Annotated in this window: 24 protein-coding genes; 13 read left to right on the forward strand and 11 right to left on the reverse strand. The window is 71.7% G+C overall.

From position 1 onward, the window contains the following. The 4 genes from ABFX51_RS30550 to ABFX51_RS30565 all read left to right on the forward strand — a co-directional run bounded on the left by ABFX51_RS30550 (position 1) and on the right by ABFX51_RS30565 (position 4025). Positions 1 to 519, forward strand: coding sequence for an adenine phosphoribosyltransferase (locus tag ABFX51_RS30550; protein WP_346055721.1), 519 nt, complete (start codon positions 1 to 3; stop codon positions 517 to 519). 55 nt (positions 520 to 574) lie between these two features. Then, positions 575 to 766, forward strand: coding sequence for a hypothetical protein (locus ABFX51_RS30555; protein WP_091514304.1), 192 nt, complete (start codon positions 575 to 577; stop codon positions 764 to 766). A gap of 153 nt (positions 767 to 919) precedes the next feature. Beyond that, positions 920 to 3235, forward strand: coding sequence for a RelA/SpoT family protein (locus ABFX51_RS30560; protein ID WP_346055722.1), 2316 nt, complete (start codon positions 920 to 922; stop codon positions 3233 to 3235). 22 nt (positions 3236 to 3257) lie between these two features. After that, positions 3258 to 4025 carry an enoyl-CoA hydratase/isomerase family protein gene (locus ABFX51_RS30565; RefSeq protein WP_346055724.1) on the forward strand — a complete coding sequence of 256 codons (768 nt, stop codon included), beginning with the start codon at positions 3258 to 3260 and terminating at the stop codon, positions 4023 to 4025. On the opposite strand, the gene ABFX51_RS30570 is transcribed toward ABFX51_RS30565, so the two are convergent. Further along, a complete protein-coding gene (locus ABFX51_RS30570; protein ID WP_091514308.1) occupies positions 4022 to 4855 on the reverse strand; it encodes a LysR family transcriptional regulator in 834 nt (277 codons plus the stop codon). The genes ABFX51_RS30565 and ABFX51_RS30570 overlap by 4 nt on opposite strands. Positions 4856 to 4935: 80 nt before the next feature. Here ABFX51_RS30570 and ABFX51_RS30575 point away from each other — a divergent pair, with 80 nt between their 5' ends. Next, positions 4936 to 5913 (forward strand): substrate-binding domain-containing protein, encoded by a 978-nt coding sequence (locus ABFX51_RS30575; protein ID WP_425425874.1) that lies wholly within the window; start codon positions 4936 to 4938, stop codon positions 5911 to 5913. Here ABFX51_RS30575 and ABFX51_RS30580 read toward each other — a convergent pair whose 3' ends face one another. After that, the gene (locus tag ABFX51_RS30580) at positions 5914 to 6777 is read right to left on the reverse strand and encodes a peptidylprolyl isomerase (RefSeq protein ID WP_091514311.1); all 864 of its coding nucleotides are present in this window, start codon (positions 6775 to 6777) and stop codon (positions 5914 to 5916) included. It lies immediately after the preceding gene. Positions 6778 to 6902: 125 nt separating this feature from the next. On the opposite strand from ABFX51_RS30580, the gene ABFX51_RS30585 reads away from it, so the two are divergent. Beyond that, positions 6903 to 7481, forward strand: coding sequence for an MBL fold metallo-hydrolase (locus ABFX51_RS30585; RefSeq protein WP_091514313.1), 579 nt, complete (start codon positions 6903 to 6905; stop codon positions 7479 to 7481). Continuing rightward, positions 7478 to 8152, forward strand: a complete 675-nt coding sequence (locus ABFX51_RS30590) for a hypothetical protein (RefSeq protein ID WP_091514315.1) — start codon at positions 7478 to 7480, stop codon at positions 8150 to 8152. Before ABFX51_RS30585 ends, ABFX51_RS30590 begins: the two co-directional genes overlap by 4 nt. Here ABFX51_RS30590 and ABFX51_RS30595 read toward each other — a convergent pair. Together ABFX51_RS30595 and ABFX51_RS30600 are read right to left on the reverse strand one after the other, a co-directional pair. Beyond that, entirely contained in the window at positions 8109 to 8399 is a 291-nt protein-coding gene (locus ABFX51_RS30595; protein ID WP_091514318.1) for a hypothetical protein, read from the reverse strand. The genes ABFX51_RS30590 and ABFX51_RS30595 overlap by 44 nt on opposite strands. Before the next feature lie 78 nt (positions 8400 to 8477). Continuing rightward, positions 8478 to 9863 (reverse strand): YibE/F family protein, encoded by a 1386-nt coding sequence (locus ABFX51_RS30600; protein WP_143249978.1) that lies wholly within the window; start codon positions 9861 to 9863, stop codon positions 8478 to 8480. Between the two features lie 137 nt (positions 9864 to 10000). Between ABFX51_RS30600 and ABFX51_RS30605 the strand changes: the two genes are divergently transcribed. Continuing rightward, entirely contained in the window at positions 10001 to 10405 is a 405-nt protein-coding gene (locus tag ABFX51_RS30605; protein WP_091514348.1) for an SsgA family sporulation/cell division regulator, read from the forward strand. Between the two features lie 44 nt (positions 10406 to 10449). After that, on the forward strand, positions 10450 to 11634 hold the full coding sequence (locus tag ABFX51_RS30610) for a phosphodiester glycosidase family protein (protein ID WP_091514320.1): 1185 nt from the start codon (positions 10450 to 10452) through the stop codon (positions 11632 to 11634). On the opposite strand, the gene ABFX51_RS30615 is transcribed toward ABFX51_RS30610, so the two are convergent. Continuing rightward, positions 11618 to 13726, reverse strand: coding sequence for a transglycosylase domain-containing protein (locus ABFX51_RS30615; protein WP_346055725.1), 2109 nt, complete (start codon positions 13724 to 13726; stop codon positions 11618 to 11620). The genes ABFX51_RS30610 and ABFX51_RS30615 overlap by 17 nt on opposite strands. Positions 13727 to 13886: 160 nt before the next feature. Between ABFX51_RS30615 and sthA the strand changes: the two genes are divergently transcribed. Beyond that, positions 13887 to 15299 carry a Si-specific NAD(P)(+) transhydrogenase gene (gene sthA, locus ABFX51_RS30620; protein ID WP_245783332.1) on the forward strand — a complete coding sequence of 471 codons (1413 nt, stop codon included), beginning with the start codon at positions 13887 to 13889 and terminating at the stop codon, positions 15297 to 15299. 582 nt (positions 15300 to 15881) lie between these two features. Here the strand turns inward: sthA and ABFX51_RS30625 are convergent. The 3 genes from ABFX51_RS30625 to ABFX51_RS30635 are packed head-to-tail and all read right to left on the reverse strand — an operon-like array spanning position 15882 to position 18368. Next, positions 15882 to 16592 carry a WbqC family protein gene (locus tag ABFX51_RS30625; protein ID WP_346055726.1) on the reverse strand — a complete coding sequence of 237 codons (711 nt, stop codon included), beginning with the start codon at positions 16590 to 16592 and terminating at the stop codon, positions 15882 to 15884. A 13-nt stretch (positions 16593 to 16605) separates the two neighbouring features. Continuing rightward, complete coding sequence (locus tag ABFX51_RS30630) at positions 16606 to 17259, reverse strand: YdcF family protein (RefSeq protein WP_346055727.1); 654 nt, start codon at positions 17257 to 17259, stop codon at positions 16606 to 16608. A gap of 20 nt (positions 17260 to 17279) precedes the next feature. Next, the gene (locus ABFX51_RS30635; RefSeq protein WP_091517257.1) at positions 17280 to 18368 is read right to left on the reverse strand and encodes a helix-turn-helix domain-containing protein; all 1089 of its coding nucleotides are present in this window, start codon (positions 18366 to 18368) and stop codon (positions 17280 to 17282) included. Between the two features lie 1240 nt (positions 18369 to 19608). On the opposite strand from ABFX51_RS30635, the gene ABFX51_RS30640 reads away from it, so the two are divergent. The 3 genes from ABFX51_RS30640 (at position 19609) to ABFX51_RS30650 (ending at position 22304) form a co-directional block, all read left to right on the forward strand. Next, positions 19609 to 20244 carry a TetR/AcrR family transcriptional regulator gene (locus ABFX51_RS30640; protein ID WP_346055728.1) on the forward strand — a complete coding sequence of 212 codons (636 nt, stop codon included), beginning with the start codon at positions 19609 to 19611 and terminating at the stop codon, positions 20242 to 20244. Next, entirely contained in the window at positions 20241 to 21296 is a 1056-nt protein-coding gene (gene mmuM, locus ABFX51_RS30645; RefSeq protein ID WP_346055729.1) for a homocysteine S-methyltransferase, read from the forward strand. The genes ABFX51_RS30640 and mmuM overlap by 4 nt, the downstream gene beginning before the upstream one ends. Before the next feature lie 195 nt (positions 21297 to 21491). After that, complete coding sequence (locus ABFX51_RS30650; protein ID WP_346055730.1) at positions 21492 to 22304, forward strand: SAM-dependent methyltransferase; 813 nt, start codon at positions 21492 to 21494, stop codon at positions 22302 to 22304. Here the strand turns inward: ABFX51_RS30650 and ABFX51_RS30655 are convergent. The 3 genes from ABFX51_RS30655 to ABFX51_RS30665 are packed head-to-tail and all read right to left on the reverse strand — an operon-like array spanning position 22301 to position 25994. After that, positions 22301 to 23212, reverse strand: coding sequence for a UbiA prenyltransferase family protein (locus ABFX51_RS30655; protein ID WP_346055731.1), 912 nt, complete (start codon positions 23210 to 23212; stop codon positions 22301 to 22303). The two genes, ABFX51_RS30650 and ABFX51_RS30655, sit on opposite strands and share 4 nt — an antisense overlap. Next, on the reverse strand, positions 23200 to 24444 hold the full coding sequence (locus tag ABFX51_RS30660; protein WP_346055732.1) for a cytochrome P450: 1245 nt from the start codon (positions 24442 to 24444) through the stop codon (positions 23200 to 23202). Before ABFX51_RS30660 ends, ABFX51_RS30655 begins: the two co-directional genes overlap by 13 nt. Further along, entirely contained in the window at positions 24441 to 25994 is a 1554-nt protein-coding gene (locus ABFX51_RS30665; RefSeq protein ID WP_245783150.1) for a prenyltransferase/squalene oxidase repeat-containing protein, read from the reverse strand. Before ABFX51_RS30665 ends, ABFX51_RS30660 begins: the two co-directional genes overlap by 4 nt. Positions 25995 to 26118: the final 124 nt, after the last annotated feature.

Genomic DNA, 26118 nt, shown 5'->3' on the forward strand with positions numbered 1-26118 from the left:
ATGGACCTGGACGCGGCGCTCGGTCTGATCGCCGAGGTGCCGGACTTCCCCGAGCCCGGGGTGCTGTTCCGCGACCTCTCGCCGCTGTTCGCCAGCGGTGAGGGGTTCCGGGCGGTGACGGACGCCCTTGCCGCGACCGTGCCGCCCGACGTGGACCTGCTCGCCGCGGTGGAGGCACGCGGGTTCATGCTCGCGGCCGCGGTCGGCTACGCGCGGGGGCTCGGGGTTGTGCTGGTGCGCAAGCCCGGCAAACTGCCGTCCGTGGCGGGCCGCGTGGACTACGCGCTGGAGTACGGCACGGCGGCGCTCGAACTGCCGGAGAACGTCGTGGCGCCGGACTCCCGCGTCGCGGTGGTGGACGACGTCCTCGCGACGGGCGGCACGGTGCAGGCCGCGTGCCGCCTGCTGGAGGAGGCCGGTGCGGTGGTGTCCGGCGTGTCGGTGGTGCTGGAGCTGGCGGCGCTGTCCGGACGCGGCGTGCTCGACGGGCGCCCGGTGCACTCGCTGCGCGTGGTCTGACCACGTCGGCCGCCGGAGTCGGCGGTGCGGCGCGGCGCGCGGTCCGGGTGGCCGCGTGTCGGTGGTGCTGGAGCTGGCGGCGCTGTCCGGACGCGGCGCGGCGCCGCTGGAGCGTGCGGCGCAGTACCAGCGGCCGATGCCCCGGTTGAGTCGGCGGTGCGGCGCGGAGCCACTGGAGCTGGTCGTGCCGCTCGACGCCCGCGCCATCCCACGCGCGTGGGCTGACCACCCCGGCCGGTCGGCCTGACCCCCGCGGCCGATCACCCCCGCGCCCGTCCGCCGCGAAACCCGGCCGCTCGGCGACCCCGCCGCTCCCGGGCACGGGGATCACGAACTTTCCCGGCCTCCGCGCGTTAGGCTTGATGTTCCAGTAGGTCATCGCGAGGAGCAGGAGGTGGCGGTGAGCCAGGAGCTCGATGCCGCGTCGCCCGCCGACAACGCGTTGACGCACCAGGGTGCGACGAGGGCGCCCTCGGCCACCCGGCGCGTGCGGGCCCGCCTCGCCCGGCGGATCACCGCGCAGCGGGCCGCCTCGGTCAAGCAGGTGCTGGAACCGCTCGCCGCGATCCACCGCGAGCTGCACCCCAACGCCGACCTGAGCCTGCTGCAGCGCGCGTACGACGTCGCCGAGGAGCTGCACCGCGACCAGCGCCGCAAGTCCGGCGACCCGTACATCACGCACCCGCTCGCGGTCGCCACGATCCTCGCCGAGCTGGGCATGGACACCATCACGCTGGTGGCCGCCCTGCTGCACGACACGGTCGAGGACACCGGCTACTCCGTCGAGCAGCTGGCCGAGGACTTCGGCGACAAGGTGGCCCAGCTCGTCGACGGCGTGACCAAACTGGACAAGGTCAAGCTCGGCACGGCCGCCGAGGCCGAGACCATCCGCAAGATGGTCATCGCGATGGCGCGCGACCCGCGCGTGCTGGTCATCAAGCTCGCCGACCGGCTGCACAACATGCGCACGATGCGCTTCCTGCCGCCTGAAAAGCAGGCGCGCAAGGCGAAGGAGACCCTGGAGGTCCTGGCCCCGCTCGCGCACCGGCTGGGCATGGCCACCGTCAAGTGGGAGCTGGAGGACCTCGCGTTCGCGATCCTGCAGCCGAAGAAGTACGACGAGATCGTGCGCCTGGTCGCCGACCGCGCGCCGTCGCGCGACATCTACCTGCGCAAGGTGATCGACGAGCTGAACCTGAGCCTGGGCAACTCGCGGATCACCGCGAAGGTCGAGGGCAGGCCGAAGCACTACTACTCGATCAACCAGAAGATGATCGTGCGCGGCCGCGACCTCGACGACATCCACGACCTCGTGGGCGTGCGCATCCTGGTTGAGGACGTGCGGGACTGCTACGCGGCGATGGGCGTCGTGCACGCGCTGTGGCAGCCGATGCCCGGCCGCTTCAAGGACTACATCGCCCAGCCCCGCTACGGCGTCTACCAGTCGCTGCACACCACGGTCATCGGGCCGGACGGCAAGCCGCTGGAGGTGCAGATCCGCACCTACGAGATGCACCACACCGCCGAGTACGGCATCGCCGCGCACTGGCGCTACAAGGAGACCAAGGGCACCCACAGCGGCACCGCCGTCGACATCGACGAGATGGCGTGGATGCGGCAGCTGCTGGACTGGCAGCGGGAGGCCGCCGACCCGGGCGAGTTCCTCGACTCCCTGCGGTACGAGCTGGCCGCGCGGGAGATCTTCGTCTTCACGCCGAAGGGCGACGTGGTCACGCTGCCCGTCGGCGGCACGCCGGTGGACTTCGCCTACGCGGTGCACACGGAGGTCGGCCACCGGTGCATCGGCGCCCGCGTCAACGGCCGTCTCGTCGCGCTGGAGCGCAAGCTCGAAAACGGCGACGTGGTCGAGATCTTCACCTCCAAGGCGGAGAACGCGGGCCCGAGCCGCGACTGGCTGACGTTCGCCCGCTCGCCCAAGGCCCGCGCCAAGATCCGGCAGTGGTTCGCCAAGGAGCGCCGCGACGAGGCGATCGAGGCGGGCAAGGAGGCCATCACCAAGGAGATCCGCAAGGTCGGGCTGCCGATGCAGCGCCTGGTCACGGCGGAGTCCATGGGCGCGCTGGCGGCCGAGCTGCGGCACCCGGACATCAGCTCGCTGTACGCGGCGGTGGGGGAGAACCACACCAGCGCCAAGCACGTCGTGCAGCGGCTCGTCGCGTTGATCGGCGGGGTCGAGGAGGCCGAGGACGAGCTGGCCGCGCGGTCCACGCCGTCCACCGTCACGCGCCGCCGCGGCTCCAACGACGTCGGCGTGATCGTCAAGGGCGCCAGCGACGTGTGGGCCAAGCTCGCGCGCTGCTGCACGCCGGTGCCCGGCGACGAGATCCTCGGGTTCGTCACGCGGGGCGGCGGCGTCAGCGTGCACCGCACGGACTGCACCAACGCCGAGGACCTGCGCCGCCAGCCGGAGCGGCTGGTCGAGGTGGAGTGGGCGCCGTCGGAGAACTCGGTGTTCCTGGTGTCGATCCAGGTCGAGGCGCTCGACCGGCACCGCCTGCTGTCGGACGTGACGAAGGTGCTGGCGGACGAGAAGGTCAACATCCTGTCCGCGTCGGTCACCACGTCCCGCGACCGCGTCGCGGTGAGCCGGTTCTCCTTCGAGATGGGCGATCCCAAGCACCTGGGGCACGTGCTCAAGGTGGTGCGCGGGGTCGAGGGCGTGTACGACGTGTATCGCGTCACCTCGGCGTCCTGATCTTCCCGGTTACAGTGCCGGTATGGGTCTGGAGTTCGTGCGTGACGGTGAGGTGGGCCGGCTGACGTTCACGCGGCCGGAGAAGAAGAACGCGATCACGTACGAGATGTGGTCGGCCATCCCGCGGCTCGTCGCCGAGGTGGAGCGGGATCCCGGGGTCAAGGTGCTCGTGTTGACGGGCGCGGGCGGCGATTTCTCGGCGGGGGCGGACATCGGCGAGTTCGGCTCGCTGCGCTCGACCGCCGAGGGCGCGACCACCTACGACAAGGCGGTGGAGGGCGCGGTTTCGGCGTTGACGGGCCTGCGGAAGCCGAGCATCGCGATGATCCGCGGCAACTGCATCGGCGGCGGCTGCCAGCTCGCCGTCGCGTGCGACTTCCGGTTCGCCGCGCCGGAAGCGCGCTTCGGCATCACACCGGCGAAGCTCGGCATCGTCTACGACTTCCCGTCGACGCGGCAGCTGGTCGAGCTGGTCGGCCCCGCGCACGCCCGGTACTTCCTGCTTTCGGGCCTGCTGGTCGACGCCGCGCGGGCACGGGAAATCGGGCTGGTGAACGACGTCTTCGCGGATGTGGAGTCCGAAGTGGACTCCTTCGCCCGCACGCTGTGCTCGCGCTCGCAGTCCTCGATCAGGGGGATGAACCGCATCATCGAGAAGATCCTTGCGGGGCAAGGGGAAGCGGATGCGGAGGTAGACGAGATCCGGGCGGCGGCCGTGCACGGCGAGGACTACGCGGAGGGCGTCGCTGCCTTCCTGGAGCGCCGCCCGCCGCGGTTTTCGTACCGCTAGGCCGTGGCGCTCTCCGCGAACGCGCGCACCAGCGGGCCCTCGTTCGTCTTCCGCCACGCCACCACCAGGTCGCTCGGCGGGCGGCCGGTCAGCGGAACGAGCACGAGGCCCGGCGGCAGCGGCTGCCCGACCGGGGCCAGTGCCGCGCTTCCGTTCCACAGCACCGACTGCAGGCATTCCTGGATGGTCCGCACGACCGGCGCGTCCTCGGCGGGCGGACCGCTCGTCCAGTAATCCGTCCACAGTGGATCGGTATGGTCGGGCAGCCGGACTCCCGGGCGTGCCGCCAGTTCCACCGGTGCGACCGTCTTCCGGCGGGCGAGTGGATCGTCGTCGCGCAGGACCACGCCCACCGCGTCCGAGCGCAGCACCCGGGTGCCGAGGCCGGAGTCGTCGAAAGGGGAGCGCGTGAGCGCGACGTCCACGAGGCCCGCGCGCAGTCCCGCGGTCGGATCACCGAGGTCCACCTCGTGGATGTCCACCGTGACCCCGGGGTGCCGCCGGCGGAACAGCTCGACCACGGACCTGCCCACCTGCTCGGCCGTGTCCGCGAGCGTCCCGACGCTGAGGCGGCCCGCGCCCGTCACCCGCGCCCGCACCCGGTCCGCCTGTGCCAGCAAGGCGCGTGCCTCGTCGTACAGGGTCTTCCCGGCGGGGGTGAGCCCGACGCCTTTCGGGGTGCGGTCGAACAGGCGGACGCCGAGGTCCTTCTCGAGGTTGCGGATGGCCCTGCTCAGCGGCGGCTGGGTCATGTGCAGCCGGACGGCCGCGCGGCCGACGTGACGTTCCTCGGCCACCGTGACGAAGTACCGCAGCGCGCGCAGGTCCATCGCTCCACGATAGCCGGAAGGTATCGGGTCGACCCGGGAAGTCTTGGACACGCTGAGGCGCCACGGGCACGATCCAAGACGTGAGAATCGCGTGTTTTCGGTACGACACAACGAACCTGCTGTTCGAGGACGACGTGGTCGTCGACGGCGAAACCGTCCGGGTGGAGACCGCGGGGACGCTGCCGGAGATCTTCGAGCGGCTCATCCGCGGCGGCGAGTTCGACGTCGCCGAGCTCGGGCTGACCTTCCACCTCCGGCTGCTGGACGAGGGCTCGCCGTTCGTCGCCTTGCCGGTCTTCCCGAACCGCGTGTTCCGGCACTCGTGCGTGTTCGTCAACGTCCGGAGCGGGATCCGGGGACCGGCCGACCTCGTGGGGCGGACGCTGGGGGAGTTCGGCGTCTACGGCCAGGACTCGGGTGTGTGGATCAAAGGGATCCTGATGGACGAGTACGGGTTCAGGCCCGAACGCAACCGCTGGGTGATCGGTGGCCTCGAATACCCGTCGCCGCCGTTCGAGTTCATCCCGCACCCGCACCCGGCCGACGTCGAGGTCACGGTCGCCGCCGACAGCCTGGGCGCGATGCTCGACGCGGGGGAGATCGACGCCCTGTTCTCGGCGAACGTCCCGCAGTGCGTGCTCGACGGGTCCCCGAACGTGGCCCGGCTGTTCCCGGACTTCGAGCCGCTGGAGCGCGACTACCACCGCCGCACCGGCATCTTCCCGATCATGCACGCGGTGGTGGTCCGGCGGGAGCTGCTGGAGCGGCGTCCCGGCCTCGCCCGCGAGCTCTACGACACCTTCTCGCGGGCGAAGGACGCGGCCGCCGGGCGGTACCGCCGCAACCGGCGGCTGTACCAGGTGCAGACCATGCTGCCGTGGGCGCACGCCCTGGTCGAGCGCAACACCGCCCAGTTCGCCGAGGACTGGTGGCCCTACGGCATCTCGGCGAACCGGACGGCGCTGGAGGCGTTCCTGCGGTACCACCACGAGCAGGGGCTGAGCAAGCGGCTCCTGCGCCTCGACGAGGTGTTCGCCCCCGAGCTGCTCGACACCTAGCTAGGCGGCGACCGTGGCCCCGGTGAACTTCACCGGGGTCTTCGGCGCGCCGGTGCCGTCCTGGCTCTGCGCGGCCGATGCCGGGTCCACGCCGTCGCGCGCGACCTTGTCCAGCACCTGCAGCCCGGCGTCCGAAATGGACCCGAACACGGTGTAGTCGGGGTCGAGCTGCGCCGTGCCGTACACCATGAAGAACTGGCTGCCACCGCTGTTCGGCTGGGACGTCTTCGCCATCGCGAGGATGCCGCGGCCGTAGGTCAGCTGCGGGTAGTTCTCGTCCGGGATGGTGTAGCCGGGGCCGCCCATGCCGGTGCCCGTCGGGTCACCGCACTGCAGCATCTGCAGGCCCTCGGTCCCGAGGCGGTGGCACGAGGTGTCGGTGTAGAAGCCCTGGTTCACCAGGCTGAGGAAGCTGTTCACCGTGCACGGCGCGAGCGAGCGGTCGAGCGTGAGCGGGATGTCGCCGACGGTCGTCTTCAGCGTCACGTTCACGGTGCCCGTCGAGGGCACGTTCGCACCCGCCGGCGGGGTCGCCTTCTTCGTGCTCTGCTGGTCCGCCGACGCCGGGTACTGGCACGTGGTCGGGTTGGGCAGCGGCGTGGGGCGCGCGGCCTCGGTGACCCGCTGGGTGGGGATCTGGATGGGGCTGCTCTCGGGCGCGCTGGTCTGGTCGGCCGCGGTGGTCGAGCCGTCACCGCCGCCCCTGGTCACGAGGAACACCACCAGCCCGGCGACCACGACCACGGCACCCACGGTCGCCCCCACGCCGATGATCTTGCGCCGCCGTGCGCGCTCGGCCCGGCGGACGAGCTGCCGTTCGAGTTTGCGCTTCGCGGCTTCACGGCGTTGCTGGTTGGTCGCCACCTGCCCCCTCCAGAATCTGCTCGACTTCACCGATCGGGTGGCGGCAGTCTATGGGCACAGCCTGTGAGAACCCCGTACAGGTCCGGTTAGGGTGAACGCGCCGGACTGAGTGGAGGTGGCTTTTCGTGCTCGTCGTCGGATTCGCGGCCGGCGCGCTCCGGGCGAACTGTTACCTGCTCGCGCCCGCGCCCCACGGTCCGTGCGTCGTGGTGGACCCGGGGCAGGACGCCGTCGAACCGGTGCGGAAAGCGTTGGGGGAACACGATTTGACGCCGGAGGCGATCCTGCTGACGCACGGCCACCACGACCACGTGGACTCCGCCGGGGCGCTCGCCGGCGAGCACGGGATCCCGGTGTGGCTGCACCCGGCCGACCGCCCGCTCGTCCCGATATCCACTTGTGACCTGTCCGGCACGGCCCTCGGCGTGGCGGGGCTGGAGGTCGGGGTCGGGCACGTACCCGGGCACACTCCGGGTTCGGTGGTGTTCCGTCTCGACACTCCGGAAGGGGGACGTCTGGTGCTCACCGGTGACACGCTGTTCGCCGGTTCCGTCGGCCGCGGCGACCAGGAGCTGCTCGCCGGGTCGGTCAGGGACACGTTGCTGCCGCTGCCGGACGACACGGTGGTGCTGCCGGGGCACGGTGGCGCGACGACGATCGGGCGCGAGCGGCGGCTGCTGGCGGGCGGGGCGGTGGCCCGGTGACCGAGCCGAGCAACGAGTCCAAGAAGTCGACGCGCCCGCCCGAGCCGGAGCGCTTGCCGCTGCACCAGGAGGACCCGGCGCTGCGGCGGAGGCGCCTGTGGTCGGGGCTGGCGGGCGTCGCGTTGTTCGCGGCCGCGTTCGGCGGGATCGGCGGGCTCATCGGCGGTGAGGTCGTGGGCCTGGTCGTCGCGGCCGTGGTCGCCCTGCCGCTGCTGTACGTGGTCCTGTTCGCCGTGCGGCGGCGGATCTGGCTGGAGGGCGACGCGCTGCTCGTGCGGACGTGGCGCACCCGCCGCGTGGACATCGTGCAGGCCGCCAGGATCGACCTGCTCGTGACGGACGTGCGCGGCATGCGGACGGTGAGCCTGCTGTTCAACGCCGGGCAGCGCCGCAAGGTCGCCAAGGTCGACCTCGCGGTGTACGCCGGGACCGGCGGGCGGGAGCTGGGCGTGCTGGCGCTGCGGCGGCTGGCGAACGCGCTGATGAACAACATCGAGGCCAACGGCATGGTGTTCTCGGAGCTGCTCGTGGCGCAGCTGCGGGCCGAGGCCAAGGGTGAGGGCGCGGCCGACCGTCCGCTCTACCGGCTGGCGTCCGCGGCGCCGAGCGGGCGCATCGCGCAGCGCTTCACGATGGACGCGGTGAGCCGCTTCGTCGCTCATCTCGACTGACGCGCGGGGGTTCCCCGTTCCCCTGCGCGGCAAGCCGCCGTTCGATCGCCGCCAGCTGCTCGCGGACCTGTTCGAGCTGGTACACCAGCTCGGGCAGCTCCTGCGTGGCGAAGGTGACGAGCCGTTCGATCTGCTTCACCGCGTCCCGCAGTTCGGCGAGGACGACCGTCAGCCGGGGCAGGCTCCAGACGGCGTGAGCGGCGGTCCTGGCGGCGCGGGACAGGCGGCGCGGCAGTGCGAGATCCATGCGGAACCCCTCTGTTCGCTTGCCGGACTTCGTACCCCACGCACGGGGGCCGTCCCGCACCGGGGCCGCGACCTGTGGCTACTGCTTACTCCTGTGACTGCTGGGGTTGCTGGGCTCGCGGCTGGCGATGAGCGCGGCGAGCCCGGTGGTGACGGGCACGGCGGCGACGATCCCGACGCTGCCCGCCAGCGTCCGCACGATCTCCTCCGCGATGTCCTGCGAGCCGAGGATCGTGCCCAGCCCCACGCCCGACAGGGAGGAGTACAACAGCACCGGCAGCGCGGCACCGGCGTAGGCCATCACGAGCGTGTTGACGGCCGAGCCGACGTGGTCCCTGCCGATGCGCTGGCCCGCCCGGTACAGCTCGCGCCAGCCGAGGTCCGGGTTCGCCCGCCGCAGCTCCCACACCGCGCTGGTCTGCGTCACGGTGACGTCGTCCAGCACGCCGAGCGCGCCGATGACGATGCCGGCCAGCAGCAGCCCGCGCGCGTCGATACCGTGCCCGAGCGAACCGATCAAGGTGGACGTGCTGTCGTCGAGCCCGGTCAGCGACGCGGCGGCCGAGAAGATCACCGACAGCAGCCCGATGAGCACGAGGCTGACCATCGTGCCGAGCACCGCGACCGACGTGCGCGCCGACAGCCCGTGTGTCAGGTACAGGGCGACGAACATGATCACCCCGGCGCCCACGATCGCCACCAGCAGCGGGTTCTCCCCGGCCAGGATCGCGGGCAGCACGAACAGCACCAGCACGACGAAGCTGAGCACCAGCGCCCCGAGCGCCGCGACCCCCTGCCACCGGCCGAGCGCCACGACGGCGAGTGCGAACAGCCCCGCGAGCACCGCGAGCGGCAGCCCGCGCTGGAAGTCGACGATCTGGTAGGAACCCGGGTCGTGCGGGTCGCCGCCGTTGTAGGCCAGCACGACCTTGTCGTTCGCCGAGAAGCGTGGCGTGCTGGGCTCGATGGGGACGATCAGCTTCACCGTCGAGCCCGCCGCGGCACCGTCGCTGAACGCGACCTCGACGGTGAGGCACGGCTTCTGCCCGGGTTCGGGCTGGTCGCCCACCTGCACCTGCCCCGGTGCGAGGCACGGGCCGCTCAGCGCGGTCGTGATCGTGCCGTGCACCGGGACGCCCTGCTGGTAGCTGCTCGCCGGTTTCGCCTTGCCCCACGGGTAGAGCACGAGCAGTCCCGCGACGGCGGCGACCGCGATCGGCACCAGCAGCCACGTCAGCAGCAGGCGCACGCGCTTGGACGCCGGTGCCGCCGGGCCGTGCCCGTGCCCGTGTCCGTGGCCCGTCGCGGCGGTTCCGGCCGGGCGTTTCGCGGGCGGTTTCCGGGCGGGCCGCTTCTCCGGGGAAGTGCTCCGGCGCCGCGGAGGCTGCTCCCGGGCACGCGGGGGCTCGGCGGGGATCCGGCGGATCGGGCCGGTCTCCGCGTCGGCCAGTTCGTCACGTGCCACCGGGTAATCGTGCACAGCGGTACCCGCCCCGGTGCCGCCGGGTCGGCCACCCGCGGAAATTCGTGCCCGGAACCGGTGTAACGTCCGGGCCGCTCCGGCGTCTCTTCCAGGACAGAGCAGTGGACGGGGAGGACGCCGTGCGCACCGACTTCGCGGAACAACACCAGTTCGTCACCCTCAACGGGTCCGGCACACCCGTCTTCTCCCGCTGGTCCTACGTGGCCCGCGACCCGTACGCGGTCACGCTGGCCTTCCGCACCGCACGCGGGAACTGGATCGAGTGGTGCTTCGCGCGGGACCTGCTCGTGGGCGGGCTCAGCGAGCCTACCGGGCTGGGGGACGTGCGGGTGCGCCCGGACCTGGCGTTCGAGCACGAAGTGCTGGTCATCGAGCTGGAGTCGCCGGACGGGTACGCGGTGGTGGAGACCCGCCGCGCCGACGTCGAACGGTTCGTGGTCGCCTCGCACGAGGTCGTGCCGGTCGGCGGGGAAAGCGGTTTCGTCGACGTGGACGCGTTCATCGCGCAGATCACCGGGGTCTGACCGGCGTCCGGCCGGTGTTCACCGCGGCATGATCAGCTGCGGGCGTGCTTGCCTTCACCCGCCGGTGTGCGGCGCTCGCCGCCGCCGCGCTGCTGCCGCTGACCCTGCCCGCCGTCGCCTCGGCCGACGACCTCGTCGCGCCCGGCGTGACCTACCGGACCTTCTCCGTGTCCACCGCGCACGGCCCCGTGTCCGCCTACCTGCTCACCGTGGACCTGCGGGTCGCCCGGCTGGACCTGCTGCACCCCGCCCGGGTCGCGCAGCGCGCGGGGGTGGCCGAGATGGCCACCGCCCAGCGCGCCGTCGCCGGGGTCAACGGGGACTTCTTCAACATCAGCGAAACCCACGCCGGGGTCGCCGCCACCGGTTCCTCCGTGGGACCGGAGATCGCGTCCGGTGAGGACCTGAAGTTCGCGGTGCCCGACGGACAGCGCTTCGGGCCCGCGATGCCCGCCGGGGCGACGACGAAGGTCGTGTTCGGGGAGGGCGTGGACCGCCGCGCCCGCGTGACGAGCGTGGACCTCGCCGGGGCGGCGGTGTCCGCGGAAGGCGTTTTCCGGATCGACGGGCTCAACCAGTACGCGCTGCCGGTCGGCGGCATCGGCGAGTACACGTCGGACTGGGGCGAGGTGTCGCGCGCCCGCGCCGCGTGCGGCACCGACACCGACCGTTCGGCGGGCTGCACCACCGAAACCGAGGAGGTCGTCATCCGGCACGGCGTCGTGACGGCCGAAGCGGAGACGCCCGGCAGCGGCCCGATCGCGCCGGACACCGTGGTGCTGCTCGGCCGCGAGCAGGGCGCGGCGGCGCTCGAAGCGCTCGACCCCGGCGACCACGTCGTCGTCGGCACGCACCTCGTGGCGCGGCAGGCGCCGCCGTTCCGGTTCGCGGTCGGCGGCTTTCCCATCCTGCGCAACGGAACCCCGCTGTCCGGCCTCGACGCCGTGACGCTGGCGCCTCGCACGGCGGCGGGCGCGAGCGCGGATGGGCGCACCGCCTACCTGCTGACCGTGGACGGCCGGACCGCCGCCAGCAGTGGGATGAGCGTCGCCGAACTCGCCGGGCTGCTGCGGGATTCCGGTGCGGCCACGGGCGTCAACCTCGACGGCGGCGGCTCGACCACGATGGCCGTCGCCGGTGACGAGGGCGTGACCATCCGCAACGTCCCGTCCGACGGCACGGAACGCGCGGTGGCCAACGGGATCGGCGTGTTCAGCGGCGGGCGGTGAGGTAGGCCGGATCGGCCGCCGGCAGCGGGACGTCCGGTTTGCCCGCGAGCAACTGGCTGAACGCGTGGAAGTACGGCGGGGCGGCCACGGTGCCACCGAAGGCGCCGTGCCCGCACTCGCCGAGGTGCACCGGCGTGCCGGGGCAGATCTCCTGCGGGTGCGGGCCGTCGGCGAACACCATGGACGACAGTGCGTAGTCGTCGACGCCGCCGACGAACGCCACGGACTCGCTGAACTGCGTGGTCCCGGTCTTGCCGATGTCGGGGTGGTGCCAGTCCGCCGCTCGCGCCGCGGCCGCCGAGGTGCCGCTGATCGTGTCCTGGCTCAGCCCCGCCTCCAGCGTGTTCGCCAGGCCCGCCGGCACGACCTGTTCGCACGCCTGCTGCCTGACCGGCACGTCCTTGCCGTCGCGGTCGGTGACGGACAGGATCGGGTTCGGCGGGCACCACACGCCGCCGCTCATCAGCGTCGCCGACACGTTCGCCATCTCCAGCGGGCTCACCGGGCTGTTGCCCAGGGTGAACGACAGCTTGTCCTGGAAGTACTGCGACTGCGGCTCGCTGTACCGGGTGTCCTTCGACGTGGGATCGGGCTTGGCACCCGCGTCGTTGGTGTTGAGGGAGTTCCGCAGGCCGAGCCGCCGCGCCATGTCCAGCACGGCCGGCATCCCGACCTTCTGCTCCAGCCCGACGAACGCGACGTTCGGCGAGGTGGCGAGGCCGTCGCGCAGCGAGATCGGGTCCGGGTAGCTCGTGCCGTCGTTCTGCACGCAGTACTGCGGCGTGTACTGGTTGGCGCCGGGCTGGGTGAAGCACTGGCCCGACTGGTTGGGCAGCGGCGTGTCCAGCCCCGCCACCCCGGCCTCCATCGCGGCGGCGGAGGTGAAGATCTTGAACGACGAGCCGGCGCCGAACACGTTGCTGGCGTTCGCCACGATGTTCGTCGAGGTCTCGCCCTTCGCGGGATCGGTGCCGTAGTCCCGGTTCGCCACCATCGCGAGCACCTCGTGGGTGGTGTTCCCCGGCCGGATCACGGCGAAGGTGTTGGCGACGCCGTTCTGCGTGGGAGGCACGTTGGCGTCGACGGCGTCCTTGACGGTGCGGCTCACGACGGGGTCCATCGTGGTGCGGATCGTGTAACCGCCGGTTTCGAGGTCGTCGGCGGTGAACCCGGCCTGTTCGAGGTAGCTTTCCGCGTAGGCGCAGAAGAACCCGGCGTCGTCCGGGGCGCCCATGCAGGTGCTCGACGGGATGTCCGGGCCGCCGTCGACCACCCCGAGCGGGCTCGCCTTCGCGGTCTCGGCGTCCTTCTCCGCGAGCACGCGGTTGGTGACCATGTCGTCGATGACGGTGTTGCGCCGGTCCAGCGCCTGCTGGGGGTGCGTGTACGGGTTGTACAGGTTCGGGTTGTTGACCATGCCCGCGAGCAGCGCCGCCTGCGCCACGGTCAGTTTGTCCGGTGTGGTGTGGAAGTACGCCTGCGCGGCGGCCCGGACGCCGTAGATGTTGCCGGAGAACTCGACCACGTTGAGGTAGCCGCTGAGGATGTCCTGTTTGGACTCCGTCTGGCCGAGCTGCACGGCGATCTTCGCCTCGCGCAGCTTGCGGGCGATGGTGTCGGCGCGGTCGGCGTACTGGGCGGCCTTGTCGCCGCGGTCCACGACGTTGATCAGGTAGTTCTTCACGTACTGCTGGGTGATCGTGGACCCGCCCTGCGTGCCGCCGCTGCCGGAGCTGTCGTGCAGCGCGGCCCGCACCATGCCCTTGGGGTCCACGCCGCCCTCGGACCAGAACCGCCGGTCCTCGACCGCGACGATCGCGGCCGTCATCGTCGGCGCGATCTGGTCGTAGGTCACGGGGAGGCGGTACTGGTCGAACAACGTGGCGATGGGGTTGCCGTCGCGGTCGGTGACCGTCGTGACGAGCGGCTGCCTGCTCGTGGCGAGGCTCGAGGAAATGCCGTCGACGGAATCGCTCACCTCGTTCGACAGGACGCCCGCCCCCATCGCCACCGGCGCCGCCACCCCGGCGACGAGGACACCGGCGACCGCGCACGAACCGAGGAACCGCGGCACATTACGGGAAAGCTGCACGCGAGCGAGGTTAGTCCCCATTCCGTGTGGCCTTTGTTCTGTCCTGACCCATTACCGGTGTGCGGTTTTCCCTTGAATGTGCGGGCCCTTTTCCCAGGTTTCGGTAAAGATTTCCCCGGTGCACCTTGCGTGTGCCCGCCGGGGTGTCCAGGCTGGGCGGGTGGGCGAATACGACTACGACCTGATCGTCATCGGCTCCGGCCCTGGCGGGCAGAAGGCGGCGATCGCGGCCGCGAAGCTGGGCAAGCGGGTGGCGGTGGTCGACCGGCAGGACATGGTCGGCGGCGTCTGCGTCAACACCGGCACCATCCCGTCGAAGACCCTGCGTGAGGCGGTGCTGTTCCTCACCGGGATGAACCAGCGGGAGCTGTACGGGGCCAGCTACCGGGTGAAACAGGACATCACGATCGCCGACCTGCTGGCGCGGACGCGGCACGTCGTGGGGCGGGAGGTGCAGGTGGTGCGGGCGCAGCTGATGCGCAACCACGTGGACCTCCTCGCCGGCACCGGCACGTTCGTGGACGCGCACACGGTCGCGGTGGAGGGCGCGCACCGGGGTGAGCGGCGGTCGCTGTCGGGGGAGAAGGTCGTGATCGCCACCGGCACCCGCCCCGCCCGGCCGCCCCAGGTCGACTTCGACGCGGAGCGGGTACTGGACTCCGACGAGATCCTCCAGCTCGACGACATCCCGTCGTCGCTGGTCGTCGTCGGGGCGGGGGTGATCGGGATCGAGTACGCGTCGATGTTCGCGGCGCTGGGCAGTCGCGTCACGGTCGTCGAGCAGCGGGAGCGGATGCTGGACTTCTGCGATCCGGAGATCGTCGAGTCGCTCAAGTTCCACCTGCGGGACCTGGCGGTGACGTTCCGGTTCGGGGAGAAGGTGGCCAACGTCGAGGTGTCCGACCACTCGACCGTGACGACGCTGGTCAGCGGGAAGCGCATCCCGGCGGACGCGGTGATGTACTCGGCGGGGCGGCAGGGCATGACGGACGAGCTGAACCTGGCCGCCGCGGGCCTGGAGGCGGACCACCGCGGCAGGCTGACCGTGGACGAGCACTACCGGACGGCGGTGGAGCACATCTACGCGGTCGGGGACGTGATCGGCTTCCCCGCGCTGGCGGCGACGTCGATGGACCAGGGCAGGCTCGCGGCGTACCACGCGTTCGGCGAGCCGGTGCACGAGCTGGGGGCCCTGCAGCCCATCGGCATCTACACGATCCCGGAGATCTCGTACGTGGGGGCGACGGAGGCGGAGCTGACGTCGTCGTCGGTGCCGTACGAGGTCGGCACGGCCCGGTACCGGGAGCTCGCGAGGGGTCAGATCGCGGGTGATTCGTACGGGATGCTGAAGCTGCTAGTGTCCACAACGGACCGGAGGCTGCTGGGGGTGCACGTCTTCGGCACGGGCGCCACGGACCTCGTCCACATCGGACAGGCGGTCATGGGCTGCGGCGGCACCGTGGACTACCTCGTGGACGCCGTGTTCAACTACCCGACCCTGTCGGAGGCGTACAAAGTGGCCGCCCTCGACGCGACGAACAAGATCCGGGCTTTGGAGCGCTTCGCGCCCTGAGGGGGTAGTGGCTTTGGGGGCGTTGGGGTGGTCTGGGGGCGGTTGGTGGCCTGAGGGTTGGTGGCCTGGGGGCGGTTGGTGGCCTGACGATTGGTGGCCTGAGGGCGTTTCGCGCCCTGGGGTGTGCGCGGCGGCTTGGGTGGCTGTGGCGGCTTGGGCAGATGCGCGGCGGCTTGGGTGGCTGTGGCGGCTTGGGCAGGTGCGCGGCGGCTTTGAGGGCTTGGGTGGTCTGGGGGTTCGCCCCCTGGGCACGTGCGCGGCGGCTTTGGGTGGTCTGGGGCGTGCGCGGCGGCTTCGGTGGCTGTGGCGGCCTGAGGGCTCTGTAGCCGCTTAAGGGCTGTGGCCGCTGGTGGGGCGCGGGGTTTGCTCACGCGCGTCCGTTTGCTGTGTCGCGGAGCTCTTCATGCAGAAGCCCCGGTGCGATTCGGCCCGGCCCGGGCGGGTCCGCAGGGAAGCGGCAATGGTGCTGAGCGGCCTGCGTGGACGGCGAGTTGCGGTCACGCGGAGGTGGTGACGGGGCGGTCCGGTGGCTGTCTGGTAGCCGAGGGGCGCCCCGTACTACGTCGTGGTTGTAGGAGGGGGTCAGACGGCGACGGCGGCCGAGAGGTGGGTGCGGAGGGCGTCCGGGCCGAGTGCCGCGAGTGCCCACAGTGCGCTCACCGTCCGCAGGCCCTCCCGTGAGGTCAGCTCCGGCGGCGGCGGGTAGTGGACCGCGAGGCCGCGGGCGAGGAACGGCGCCTCATCCAGGTAGCGGGCGCCGCCGCGGCCGCAGAGGTACGTGGCGGCACCGACGCACCGCGTCAGGTCGGCCAGCCGCTCCGAACGCTCATCGCTCTTGACGAAGGTGCTGCTGCGGACCACGTCGCCACGCCAGCCGAGCTGGGCGAGCAGCGCGCGGGTGGACACCTCGGTCACGTCGGCGACCCGGTCGGTGAGGGCGAGCGCCGTCAGCACCTCGTCGACGGCGTCGCGGGCGCTGGCCCAGTGCGGGGCACGCCGGTAGTACTGGTGCACCAGCCGCTCCACCCGGCGGCGGCTGGTCTCCGGATCGGCGAGCAGCAGCTCTTCGATCCGGCTCTCGCGGCCGCGCGGCCGGTGCACGGGCACGGTCAGCCAGCGTTGCGCGGACGGGTCACCCAGCGGCGCCAGCCGGGCGCGGTGCTGGTAGTCGCGTGCGTTGAACTGGACGTCGTCCAGCACCACCCACACATCGGCGTGGAAAATCTTCGCCAATGTCGACAAACGGGGAAAGAAATTCGGTTGATGGACGGCACAGCATCTCGGGTCGGCCACGGGCCGTATTCGATCACAGCATCCGGCTGCGGAAACCGGCGGCCACTAGTCTTTGGTACGCGGCGTACACCTTCGGGGGAACGTCCTGCGCGATCGCGAATCCCTGGCCGGGATACTCGATGATCCGTTGGAGGTCGCCGATCATCATGTCGATGAGCTCGGTGCCGTGGCCCCGCGTCCGCACGTACTCCTGCAGCGACAGCGGCACCGACGCGCACACCGGCTCGACGTCGGGCCACACCTTGCGGGTGGTGGCGTAGGCCCGCCGCTCCATGTACGGCATCGACACCAGCATCACCGATTCGACGGAAATCCCTGCCACACGCAGGACTTCACGCGAAAGGGTGATGTTCTCGCCGGTGTTCGTCGCGCAGGGCTCGACGAGGATCGCTTCCTCGGGCACGCCGAGCTCGAGCGCGCGCTCCCGGTAGTGCACCCCCTCGCCGCGGGGGAACGTGGCGTACGTTTCGCGGCTGTTGGCCCCGGTGAACACGACCACGGGGAACAGGCCGCGGTGGTACAGCTCGGCGGCGTAAGTGGCGACCCCGAGATCGTGGCAGCCGAGTGCGACAGCCGCACAGCACTTTTTCGGCCGGTGCCGCAACCGGTGGTATTCCCACACGATTTCCGCGTCGGCCCAGGTGCGGTCGAGAAGGTCTTTCCGCATTCTTTCCCGATACCGATTCTTCACGCCTGGCGCTCGAAAGCGCGACGGATTCCGTCGATGCTCTGCAATTGGTGCAGCAAACCGAACCGGGTGGAAATGCGGGCGCAGCGGTCGAGCATGGCGAACCCGCTGCCGGCCGTCGCGCGGTCGGACAGCAGGATGTGCGCGTGCGCCGTTTCGAGACGCACCTTCTGCAGCGGTGTGTCGTTCACGCGGTGGGTCAGCGCGACGTCGATCGCGTGGTTCGCCTGCGTGAGGTTGCCCGCGCCGCGGTGGGCCAGCGCGAGTTTCTGGTGCGCGATCGACCAGTCCTCGGGCTCCTCGAGCGTCTCGAACTCCTGGATCGCGGGGACGATGTGCCGCGTCGCGGACTCGTTGAGCCCGCGTTTGCTCAGCGCCGTACCGACCCACAACCGCGCCCTGGTGCGGTCGTGCTCGCTCAGTCGCTCGTCGGCGGTCAGCGACTCGTAGTGGCGCGCGGCGGAATCGAGGCGGCCGGCCATCTCCTCGAGCACGACGAGCTTCAGTTCGATCTGCGCGACGCGCCGCGGCGCGTTCAGTTCCGTGAAGACGCGCAACGCCTTCCGGTACGTCTGCTCGGCCGACGCGGGCCCGTGGATGACGCCCTGGTCCTGTTGCACCTCGCCGAGCAGTCGCAGGGAGCGGCCGTAGAGGTACATGCCGCGGGTGTCGTTGCTGTTCGGCTGGTACCGCCGGAGCCAGCGGTCGAGCAGGGTGCGGGCGAGCGGGAACTCCTGGCGCCCGAGGCAGGCCATTGTGCGGTCGAGGTCGTCGGCCCAGGCCTCGTAGTCGTAGCCGGAGACGCCGGGCGCGGCGGGCTCGTCCGACTGCTGCAGCAGCAGGTCGAAACGACGCCGGGCCTCGGGTTCGGCGCGGGCCAGCGCGGTGTCCAGGATGGCCTGCGTGTCGGGGCGGGGCACGGTCAGCGCGCCACCGGACTCCCACTTCGCGACCGTTCTCGCCGCGACGCCCAGGTACCCGGCGAAGGCGCGGACGGAAAGGCGAAGCGCATGCCTCAGCAGCCGCGCTTCGCGCCCACTCCAGTGGTGCGCGGTCGCGGCGACCTGGCTGTCGTCCCCGGTGGCCACCCGATGAGGTTAACGCGACCAGGGCCAGGTAAGTACACCGAAAGTGCAACAGCAGTTCGTATGCGTGACGAATTCCATCGTTCAGCCTAGAGGGAGGCACTCGTCGCCGGGCTGACTCCTTTGTCCCGGGCCGATACCCGGCGCCGGGTGCCGCTCCAGTGCCGCGTGACCGGCCGCGGTGGCCGGCGCGAACGGGCGGGTCGGCGCGGTCGCGTGTGGCCTGGTGACGCGGAGGCCGAGCAGGGGCGGTCTCCGGCGCAGGTCGCCGTTCCGGTGGAGCCGGCGCACCGCCGTTCCGGGCGGAGGTGGCGCGGCGGCGGGGAAGCGCCGGGACGGCGCCCGCGGCCGTTTCCTGGGGTGGCTGGATGTTCATCGGGGATCCGTTCGTGGTTGGGGTTCCTTTCGGGCTGTTGGGGCTGTTCGGGCTGTGGCTGAAGTGGGTTGGGTTGGGTCCGGCGGGTCCTTTTCGGTGGTCGCTGGGGGGCGGGTTGTTCGGCTGCGACTGCGGCTGAGGCTGAGGTGGGTGGAGTCGGGTCCTTTCTCAGCGGTTGCTGGGGTTTTCGGCTCGTTCAGGCTGGGGCGGGTAGGGTCGGGTCCTTTCTCGGTGGTTGCTCGGATTGTCGGTGGTTCGGGCTGCAGCTGGGGGTTGGGAGTGGCGGGTTTCCCGGGTCGTTCGGGCTGGAGTTGGCGGGGTTTCCCGGGTCGTTCGGGTTGGGGTTGGCGGGGTTGGGGTCCCCTCTCGGGTGGTTGCCGGGGTGCTCGCGGGCGGCAGGTGGTGGCTCACGGGGTGGGGCTGGGTGTGGGTGAGATTTCCTGTGCCTTGAGGCCTTTCTGGTGCCTTGGGGGTGGGGTGTCACGGGGCCGCGCCGTGCTGCTGGCGGGTCAGGTGGGTTGTGGCCGGGGTTTACCCGTGCGCGCGCCTTTCCGACCTCCCGGAGGGTCGGGGCCGCTGACGGAACCTGGTGCGGGAAAGCGCTTGCCTGTCCGCTCGCGGACAGTGGGTGGACGGAGCGAGATGAGGGATGCGCGCTCGGTGATCGTCCCGGAGAGAACAGTCCACACTGGACAGACTGGCGCGGTTGGCCGACGGAGGAGTGACATGGATGGATTCCTTTCCTGAAGTGGACATCTCCACAGTAGGGTGCCCGGCAGCGGGTGCACATCAGCCGAAAGTCAGATCTTTGGTGCCGAGACTGAATTCGGGCGGCGGGGCGGATTTTCCGGCAGTACCATGGACACCGTGACTTCGGGCTCGATGGTGGCGCCGGCGCGCAACGCCTTCCGGGAGCAGCAGTGGCGGGAGGCGCACGAGCGCTATCTCGTCTGTGCGCGCACGGTTTTCGCCGAGCTGGGGTACCACGCGGCGACGGTGGCGGACATCGTGGCGGCGGCGAACGGGAGCCGTGCCACGTTCTACGCCCACTTCCGGGACAAGGCGGACGTGGCGGCGTGCCTGTTCGAGCGGACGCTCCCCGCGGCGGCCGGGATCTACCGGCGGGTGGCGGAACTGGCCGTACCCACGCGGGAAGCGGTGCGCGCCTGGCTGGACGAGCACGCGCTGGGGTTCTGGCTGCGCTACGGCGTCGAGGTCGAGGCCGTCAACCACGCGATGGCCGCGGACCCCGGCGTCGCCGCGCGGCATTACCAGTGGGTGCTCGACGCGGCGCGGGAGCTGAGCCCGCACCTCGCCGCGTGGACCGGGCCGCACGCCGAGGTCGGGCTCACGCGCGCCTCGCTGCTGGTGCTGCAGCTGGAAAGGCTGTGCTACCACTGGCTCGTGCGCGGCGTCGCGCACGACCGGGAGCAGATGCTCGACATCCTGGCTGACCTTTGGTTCCGCGAACTCGCCCTGCTGCGGGAGGGTCCGCCCCGGTGATCGTCCTCGACGGTGGGCTGGCGACCGAACTCGAGGCACGCGGGCACGACCTCTCCGACGAGCTGTGGTCCGCGCGCCTGCTCGCCGACGACCCCGGCGCGATCGTGGCCGCGCACGAGGCCTTCTTCCGGGCCGGTGCCCAGATCGCGACCACCGCGAGCTACCAGGCCAGCTTCCCCGCGTTCGCCGCGCGGGGATACACCCGGCGGCAGACCGCGGCGCTGCTGCGGCGGAGCGTGGAACTCGCGGCTGAGGCGCGGGATCGGGTGGGCGGGCAAGGGTGGAGTGCGGCGGAGGCGCGGGATCGAGGCGGCGGGCAGGAGTGGACCGCGGTCGAGGCGCGGGGCGGGGTCGGTGGGCAGCGGTGGAGTGCGGAACTCGCGGCGGAGGCGCGGGACCGCGTGGGCGGGCAAGAATGGAGTGCGGCTGAGGCGCGGGGCCGAGGCGACGGGCAGGGGTGGAGCGACGTCGAGGCGCGGAACCGAGGCGGCGGGCAGCGGTGGATCGCGGCCTCCGTTGGGCCGTATGGGGCCATGCTCGCCGACGGGGCCGAGTACCGGGGCCGCTACGGGCTCAGCGTCGCCGAGCTGACGGCCTTCCACCGGCCGCGGGTCGAGGCGCTCGCCGAAGCCGGACCCGATCTGCTCGCACTGGAGACGGTCCCCGACGTGGACGAGGCGGTGGCGCTGCTGGCCGCGATCGAGGGCGTCGGCGTACCGGCTTGGCTGTCCTACACGATCGACGGCGACCGGACCCGCGCCGGACAGCCGCTCGAGGAGGCGTTCGCGGTGGCCGCCGGGCGGGACGACGTCGTGGCGGTCGGCGTGAACTGCTGCGACCCCGACGACGCCGCCCGCGCGATCCCGCTCGCGCGGGAGGTCAGCGGCAAGCCCGTGATCGCGTACCCGAACAGCGGCGAAGGCTGGGACGCGACTGCCCGCCGGTGGACAGGACGCTCCCGTTTTCTGCCCGATCGGGTGGCGGGCGCTGATCTGGCGGGAGGATGCTGTCGCGTGGGGCCGGAGGACATCCGCAGGCTCGCGCTCCGCTGAACGGGTGAAAGCGCTGGTCGCATAGGGTTACTGACCGCAGATCAACCGAAGCACCTTTTCCCTCGATCAGTGGGTTAGCGAAGTCCGCGAGACCAGACGCGCCATACCGCGTCCATTCGCAGTAGAATCGCCTACCTGCGTGACTGATCATCAGTCACGTTCGGTGGAGGCGGACCTCGAGGAGGCGTACCTGCAGTGGCATCGCCTACCGAAGCACCTGGATTCGACGGCACGTACCCCAGCATCGCCCGGGTGAACGACTTCTGGCTGGAGGGCACCGACCACGGCCAGGACGACCAGGACTACGCGGAGCGCATCGAGCTGTGCGCACCGCACATCCCGTACCTGGTGCGCGCCTCGCGGAACCTGACCGGCCGGATGGTCCGGTACCTGCTGGGCAAAGGGGTCCGCCAGTTCATCGACCTGGGCTCCGGCGTGCCCACCCAGCGCCACGTGCACAAGGTCGCGCAGCGGGCCGACCCGGAGTGCCGCGTGGTCTACGTCGACCTCGACCCGGGAGTGGTGACCGACGGCCGCCGGATCCTCGAAGGCAACGACAAGGTCGCGTACCTGCAGGCCGACATCCGCGACCGCGAGGCGGTGCTGGCCGACCCGGCGACCCGCGCGTTGATCGACTTCACCGAGCCGGTCGCGCTGATGGTCATCGAGACGCTGCTGTACCTCCCCGACAGCGACGACCCGGCGGCCCTGGTCGACTCCTACGTCGACGCGCTGCCCGCGGGCAGCTACGTCGGCATGTCGCACTGCGCGGAGGATTCCCAGCTGCGCAAGGGACTCGACATGTTCAGCCGGATGTTCGGGCAGCCGCCGGACGTGACGTTGCGGGAACGCGACGAGCTGACGGCGATGTTCGGCGGGCTCGAACTGGTCGAGCCGGGCGTGGTGCCGGTGCTGCTGTGGAACCCCGACCCCGACGAGGACCTCGGCCGCAACCCGGAGCTGGCCCACATGTACGCAGGCCTCGGCCGCAAGGTCTGGATCGACTAGCCCGCCAGCAGCGGGACCAGCGCGATCAGCACTTCGCCCAGTGTCGCGACCGGGAGCGTGCGCCTGAGCTGCGAACCCGCCCGAGGCGGGTGGCCCCGCAGCGTCGCGGGCAGCTGCGCCACGAGCAGCGCGAGGAACCCCCCGTGCGGGGCGAGCCCGAGCAGGGCCCACGCGCCGTAGCGCGCCCACAGGCCCCAGCCCAGCAGCACCAGACCCACGACGACGAACCCGCAGGCCACGACCAGCGTGCGGGCCGGTCCGTACCGGACGGTCGGGGTGGCGATGCGGCTCGCCACATCCGCGTCGTAGTCGGGGAGGGCCCACCACACCGTCCGCCCGACCGATATCAGTGACGCCCCCGCGACGATCAGCCATACCGTCGTGGGCACGGCCGGAGCGACGGCGGTGTATCCGAGCAGGACCGGCAGGCCCACCGACGCGACACCGAAGGCGACCGAACCCGCCAGCCCGCGGCGCTTGAGCCGCGCCGGTTCGACGTTGTACAGCAGTTGCGCGGCCACGGTCACGACGGCGATGCCGAACGGCCACCACCGGCCCCAGCCGACGCCGATCGCCACCACGGCCGCGAACGCCACGGCGAGTTCGGCGATCGACCAGTTCAGTGCACGGGACCGCCCGATCCGGCCCGCCGCGCCCGCGAGGTAACCCTTGTCCGCGTGCTGTGAATCCGTCGCCATGTCGACCGCGACGTTCAGCGCCAGTGGCGCGACGATGAGCAACAGGTCGGCGGCGACCGCCAGCAGGGCGGCGGGCGTGCGCAGCAGCGCGGGGCCGGCGAACAGGCAGCCCCACAGCGCGTAGCAGACGTAGTTCACGGGCAACGGGAACTGCAGCCGGTGCACGACGACGACGTCGTGCCACGAGGGCCGCACACCTAGTCCAGGCACGACAGCACTTCCACGCGCAGCCGGGGCGACGGCGCCATCGCGTGCCCGCGCAACTGCGGCACCCCGGCCCTCGGGTTGACGCACCGGAGTTCGCGGCGGCGCAACAGGGCGGCCAGGATCATGCGGACCTCCAGCTGCCCCAGCTGGCTGCCGAGGCAGTGCCGGGTGCCGCCGCCGAACGGGAAGTACCGGTCGGCGGGCACACGGCCGTGCAGGAACCGGTCCGGGTCGAACCGGTGGGGGTCGGGATGGGACTCCGCGCGGTGGTGCGCGAGGTAGATGCTCGGCGTGACGGTGGTGCCGGGCTGCAGTTTCCCGCCGCTGTGGGGGCATTCCCGGGACAGCACGCGGTTGCCGGCGGCCGGGACCGGAGGGGTGATCCGCAGGGTCTCCTGCACCACCGCCTGCAGCAGCGGGACCTGCTCGGTGCTGAACCCGTCGTCGGTGGTGGCGGCGAGCTCAGCGAGCACGCGCGCGCGGATGGCTTCGTGCCGGTCCAGCCAGTACACCGCCCACGCCGCCGTCGACGCCGTCGTCTCGTGGCCGGCGAAGAGCAGGGACACGATCTGGTCCCGCAGCTCGCCGTCGTCGAGGTCGGCGAACGGGCCGTCCGCCGCCAGCAGTCGTCCGGCCAAAGTGGACGGTCGGGCGGCGGCCGCCTCCCTCGCCGCGCGCACCAGCCGCTCGTCCAGTTCCCGGCCGGGCAGCGGGAGCCCGCCGCGGAGGTAGCGGTACGCCAGCGTGCGGTAGCGCGAACCCAGCGCGCGGTCCATCCACCGCGCGAACGGGTCCAGCAGCTCGTCGTCGGCGCGCCCGAACACGATCGTCGCCATGACGCGCAGCGCGAGCCCGCGCGTCCAGTCCGCGAGGCCGAACACCCGGCCCGCGGGCAGGTCGTCGATCGCGGCGTGCACGGTGGCGCCGATCATCGCGCGGTAGTCCTGCAGGCGCCGCCCGCGCAGCGGGGTGCCGAGCACGCGCCGGTAGGCGGCGTGCCGCTCACCCTCCTGCCACAGCAGGGAACGCGGGCCGAGCAGCGGCCGGAACGACCGGCTGCCGGGGTGGCCGTGCTCGCCGTCGGCGCGGAACAGCTCCCCGATCGCCCCGGGCTCCCACACCAGGTACTGCGGTTCCGGTGCCGTGCGCCGGCACAGCACGCCGTCCGGCTCGTCGGCGTGCGCGTCGAGGAACGGCAGCGTGCGGAACACGAGCCGGAACTCGATGGGGTTCATCCGGCGGTCCGTTCCGCGTCGTGGGCTCGCACCCGTGACAGGCGGGCCGCGACGCGGGGGTTGCCGAGCGCGACGTGCAGCGCGGCGATGGTCTCGGCCCGGATGATGCGGGCCGGGGTGTAGAGGTCCTTGTCGTGCCACAGCGGGGGGCACGGGGCGCCGGTCACGCCGAGCAGGTACTCGCAACCGCGCGCCGCCGCGCGCACCATGACCGGGTCGAGCCGGTTCAGCTTGGCCCGCAACAGGATCTGCACCGCGTACGCCGTCTCCTCCGCCGTGCCGTCCCAGAAGCCCCAGGATCCGTTGGGATGCTGGTTCTCCACCACCCACTGGACCGCTTTCCCGATCGCCTCACGACTTTCGCCGAAGCCGTCCAGCGCGACGACGCACGTCAGCGTGGCGTAGTACGGGGAGGCGTGCCACTTGTCCGTCCAGCTCCCGTCGGGGTGCTGGCGCTCGCGCAGCCACGCGGCGAGGCCGAGCATGGCGTCCGCGACCCGCGGATCGGGTTGCGGCTGGGCGGCGAACGCCTGCAGCACGTGCGCGTTCGTGGTGACGGACGGGGTGCGCTCGTCGGCGAAGGTGCTGAAGTGGTCGCCGTTCCGGTAGTGCCACAGGCAGTCCAAAGAGGACGGAACCCCGAGGTTCGCCAGCGCGTGCAGCGCGGTCGAGGTGTCGTCGGCGTCGGTCGGCAGACCCGCACCGCCCGGCGCACCGGTCTCGCCGAGCGCGCCGCGCAAGGTGTCCACGAGCTCGGGCGGGACCGTCACGGGCAGCCCCACGTCGGTGAACGTCGCGAGCACCCAGGCGCGTTCGAACACGTCGAGCGGCGCGGCGACCGGCACCGGGCCCCCGTGCCGGGCCTGCACCAGTTCCAGGTACCGCACGGCGGGGTGCGGGTTGGCCGTGCTGGCACCGCTGCCGAACCACGCGGCGGTGGCCGCAGGCGAGCAGCCCACGCCGAAGCGGCCCGCTTGCACGTACGGCAGGCCTTCCGCGGCGGCGCCGAACATTTCCAGCGAGTGCCAGAGTTTTTCGGGCAGCACCGCGCCCTGTTCGACCGCTTCCCGGAGGTGCAGCAGGACTTCCGGGTACGTGCCGGACGGGCACGGCAGCGTCCGCCCGCCGCGCCAGGCGTCCAGCCCCGGCAGGGGACTGGCGTCGAGCGCGGCCAGCCGCACGTTGAGCTCGGCCACGAGCCACGGCACCAGCAGCTCGACCGCCACCGTGTCCGGCAGCGACACGGGACCGGACAGCATGCGCCACAACGCGGTCAGTCCGCGGTGGACCGCGTGGCCGACCTCGGGGTCACCGGTCCTGGCCAGCTCGGCGAACAACGCGTCGGTCGCCGAAAGCGTCGGCAGCACGGCGTAGTCGCCGGGGCCGCTCCAGCTCCCGTCGGGCCGCTGCTCGGCCAGGAGGTGGCGAATTCTGCCGTCGTGGCCGGCGAGCGCGGGCGCCAGCGCGGCCACCCGCGCGGTTTCGTACAGGGAGGGCAGGAAATCGCCGAGGGAGTCCGCCGCCATTTCGACGAGGAGCCGCCGAGCCATGTTCGCCAGATTCATCGACACCCCCGGAAGTGCGCGGCGGTCTCCGCGTGCCCGGGACCGGCCGCGGGCTGCGGCTGCCGTGACAGGGAGGATCCCAAAGTATCACCACAGCCTGCCAACAAGG

This window comes from Amycolatopsis dongchuanensis, from assembly GCF_039542405.1.
In the GTDB taxonomy this organism is placed as follows: Bacteria; Actinomycetota; Actinomycetes; order Mycobacteriales; family Pseudonocardiaceae; genus Amycolatopsis_E; species Amycolatopsis_E sacchari.